The 3,332-nt window shown below is 51.9% G+C and carries 2 protein-coding genes; one reads left to right on the top strand and one right to left on the bottom strand.

The annotated features are described in order from the left end of the window. Positions 1-155: 155 nt before the first annotated feature. Positions 156-713 carry an NAD(P)H-dependent oxidoreductase gene (locus ACI4N7_RS07660; RefSeq protein WP_439732764.1) on the top strand — a complete coding sequence of 186 codons (558 nt, stop codon included), beginning with the start codon at positions 156-158 and terminating at the stop codon, positions 711-713. A 217-nt stretch (positions 714-930) separates the two neighbouring features. On the opposite strand, the gene ACI4N7_RS07655 is transcribed toward ACI4N7_RS07660, so the two are convergent. Continuing rightward, a partial coding sequence (locus ACI4N7_RS07655; RefSeq protein ID WP_439732763.1) for an efflux RND transporter permease subunit occupies positions 931-3,332 on the bottom strand: 2,402 nt, incomplete at its 5' end.

The following is a 3,332-nucleotide window of genomic DNA, read 5'->3' as shown; positions in this document are numbered from 1 at the left end:
CGTACCGAGATTCCTCGCCTGCGGCTCGGAATGACGAGCAGGCAGGAAAGTAAGCCGATAGCGGACCGCTGATAGCCGACAGCCGAAAGCAGATAGCGGATGTATGCTACAATATATATAGTGCTAAACTATCGTTATTGAAGGAGGTCTTACCTATGTCCAAGATTCTTGTCGTATCCGGTCATCCCCGTCTGAACCAGTCACTGGCCAATAAGACGATTCTGGAAACTCTGAAGGCAGAATGTCCCGATTTTACCCTTCTCCGTCTGGATGAAGAGGGATGGGAGCCGCAGGTGGAAAAGGACCAGGCGCTTCTGAAAGAAGCGGATGTCATCGTTTTCCAGTTCCCCATTTTCTGGTATTCCTATCCTGCCCTCATGAAGCACTGGGTAGAGGATGTATTTGCCCATGGATTTGCCTATGGCACAAGCGGCACCGCTTTGAAGGGAAAGAAATTCCAGATTTCCTTTACCACCGGCTCTCCTGCCAGTGCCTATAAAGTGGGCGGCCCCAACGGACATCCCATGGAAGATTTCCTGTTCAATTTCCAGCAGCTTGCCGCTCTCTGCGGTATGGAGTATGAAGAACCCATTTATACCAACGGCTGTGCCTACATTCCCGGCGTAAGCCCGGAATTTGTAAAAGACAGGGTCATCAATGACTGCAAAGCCCATGGCAAAAAGCTGGCGGAAAAACTGAAAACCCTGGCTTGAAAAAAGCATGCGGTTCCTGTTTCCTGCAGAAGTACGGATTCGATCATACCGCCTGATTTTACAGGTGCTTTTATGCATGACTGCGTCATGGGATTTCTTAAACAGCTCGCTGTTCCTGTCATTCCATTCCTACTCATGCATGCAGGAATAAAACCAGCCAATGCTTGAACCATCGTTTTCCTAAAAAATCCATCCCGATTTCCGGGATGGATTTTTTTTACTTACTGCTCTTCTTTTTTGCTTCTTTTCTTTCCTGTTTTTCTTCTTTCTTTTCCTCAAACTCCTCTACAATGGCTTCCGGTTCTTTCACCTTGAACCAGAAGGAGTAAAGGGCCGGTACAAAGAGAAGGCCAAGGGGCGTTGCCACGGAAAGGCCGCCGATGAAGGCCACGGACATGGGGCTCCAGAAGGGATTGGGAATCAGGGGAATCATGCCCAGCACTTCTGCAAAGGAAGTGAGCATGATGGGACGGAAGCGGAGAACCGCCGATTCCACCACTGCATCATAGGGTGCCATACCGCTTTCCAGATGCTGGCGGATCTGGTCCAGGAGGATAATGCTGTTTCGCACTACCATGCCGCCGATAGCCAGCATGCCGATGATAGCCACAAAGCCCATGGCCTTCTGGGTAACCACCAGGGTAAGAATGCAGCCGATCATGCCAAGCGGGGCGGAGATGGCAGCAATCACCATGAGACGAAGGTCTTTCAGCTCAAACATGAGAACCATAAGGATAATAAATACCATAATGGGAATGGTAGCGGTAATCTGACGCATGGACGTATCGCTTCGTTCCAGGGTGCCGTCCTTTTCCAATGTATAGCCGTCAGGCAGGTTACTCCTGAATTCTTTCAGGGTCTTGTCATACAGTGTGGACGCCACAGAATCGGATGTCACACTGCCGGCAATATCACTTCGAATGGTAATGCATGGTTCGATATTTCTCCGCCAGATGGTGCTCGTTTCATTCTGATAGGAAATATCCGCAAATTCACCAAGCGGCACATACCGTCCGTTTCCTACATGAATCGGCAGGGAGGACAGGCTGGCCAGACGGGCGGCGTTGTCTCCTTCCAGACGGAAGGAAATAGGCACCAGCTGGTCGCCCTGGTAGGATTCAGCCACTTTGTATCCCGACAGTTTGACATAAAGATCCTGGGAAACGGCATAATTATCAATTCCCAGTTCTCTCACCTTGTCCTGATTGATATTGAGATGAACCGTAGGCGTCTGCTGCGGCCAGTCCAAAGAGGCATTGATTACATTCGGATTCTGCTTCACGAGAGCCAGTGCTTCTTCTGCCAGGGCTGCCGTTTTACCTGCATCCGGGCCGCGGAGACGAAGCATGACGGGGTATTCCGCCGGAGGACCGGTCTGGATCAGGCGGGTATGAGCCCGCACTTCCGGATAGTTCTCTGCCAGAAAATCCTGTACTTCTGTCCTGAGGCTGTCCCTGGCCGTGGTGTCTCTGGCCACAATAATCATCTGCCCATGATCATCTTCCGCCGCCTGTGGATTGAAGAGAAGAATGAAACGGGGTGCCGTGTCGCCGATGTAGGTGGAGAAGGAAGAAACACGGTCATCTCCGTACAGGCTGTCAGCTACGGCGCTCATCACTTTCTTCGTGTCCTTGATGGAAGCACCGGAGGGCAGGTTCACATCCAGAATAATTTCCGGACGAACGGAAGATGGGAAGAATTCCTGGTTCACAAGAGGCAGGGTAAAGAGGGAAAAGACAAACAGCCCTGCCACGCCCAGAATGGCGGTTTTCCTGTAATGGATGAAAAGTTTCACCGCACTGCGGAAGGCGCCATAGGCCTTTTCCTGGATTTTCACCTTGATGGGGTTCGGTTTGCCCAGCTTGATAAACTGGTAGCCCAGCACCGGGCTGACAAAAATGGATGCCAGCCAGGAAAGGAGAAGCGTGGAACCGATAACCCAGAAAAGGGAATTGGTATATTCCGTTACCTGGCCTTCTGCCAGACCAACGGGAATAAACCCGGCCGCCGTAATGAGGGTGCCTGCCAGCATAGGTGCCGCGCAGGCCTTATAGGCTCCTTCCGCTGATTCCATGCGGCTACACCCATGCTCCAGCTTCACCTGCATCATTTCAATCACGATGATGGCATCGTCCACCAGAAGCCCCAGGGACACGATGAGGGATCCCAGTGATACGATATGGAGGTCGATCCCTCTCCATTTCATAAAGAGGAAGGAGGCGCACACCACCACCGGCACGCACATGGCCAGCACCATGCCGCTCCGGAGTCCCAGGGAAAGGAAGCTCACTGCCATGACGATGATAAGAGCCTCTATGAGGGCTTCCGTAAATTCGGCAATGGAGTTATTAACCACCTTTGGCTGGTCTGCCACCAGATCCACGTCCATCCCTGCAGGAAGTTCCTCTTTCATCTGGTTTACGGCCGCTTCCAGGTTTTTGCCCAGAGTAAGGTTATTGCCGCCGTCAGCCATGGCGATGGCTATGCCGATGGCCGGTTTGCCGTTGAAATACATGAGAGAGGTTTCCGGATCCGTATAGGTCTGTGTGACTTTAGCCACATCTCCCAGATGGAAATTCCGCTCTCCCACATGAATGGGAATATTCTCCAGGGCCGCCG

It is taken from the genome of Dialister sp., assembly GCF_051885895.1.
Classification (GTDB): Bacteria; Bacillota; Negativicutes; order Veillonellales; family Dialisteraceae; genus Dialister.
This window is presented reverse-complemented; position numbering and strand designations above follow the sequence as displayed.

What these genes read in the sequence shown, in the direction of transcription:
- ACI4N7_RS07660 (WP_439732764.1), top strand. Translation starts at nt 156, where the DNA reads ATGTCCAAGATTCTTGTCGTATCCGGTCATCCCCGTCTGAACCAGTCA.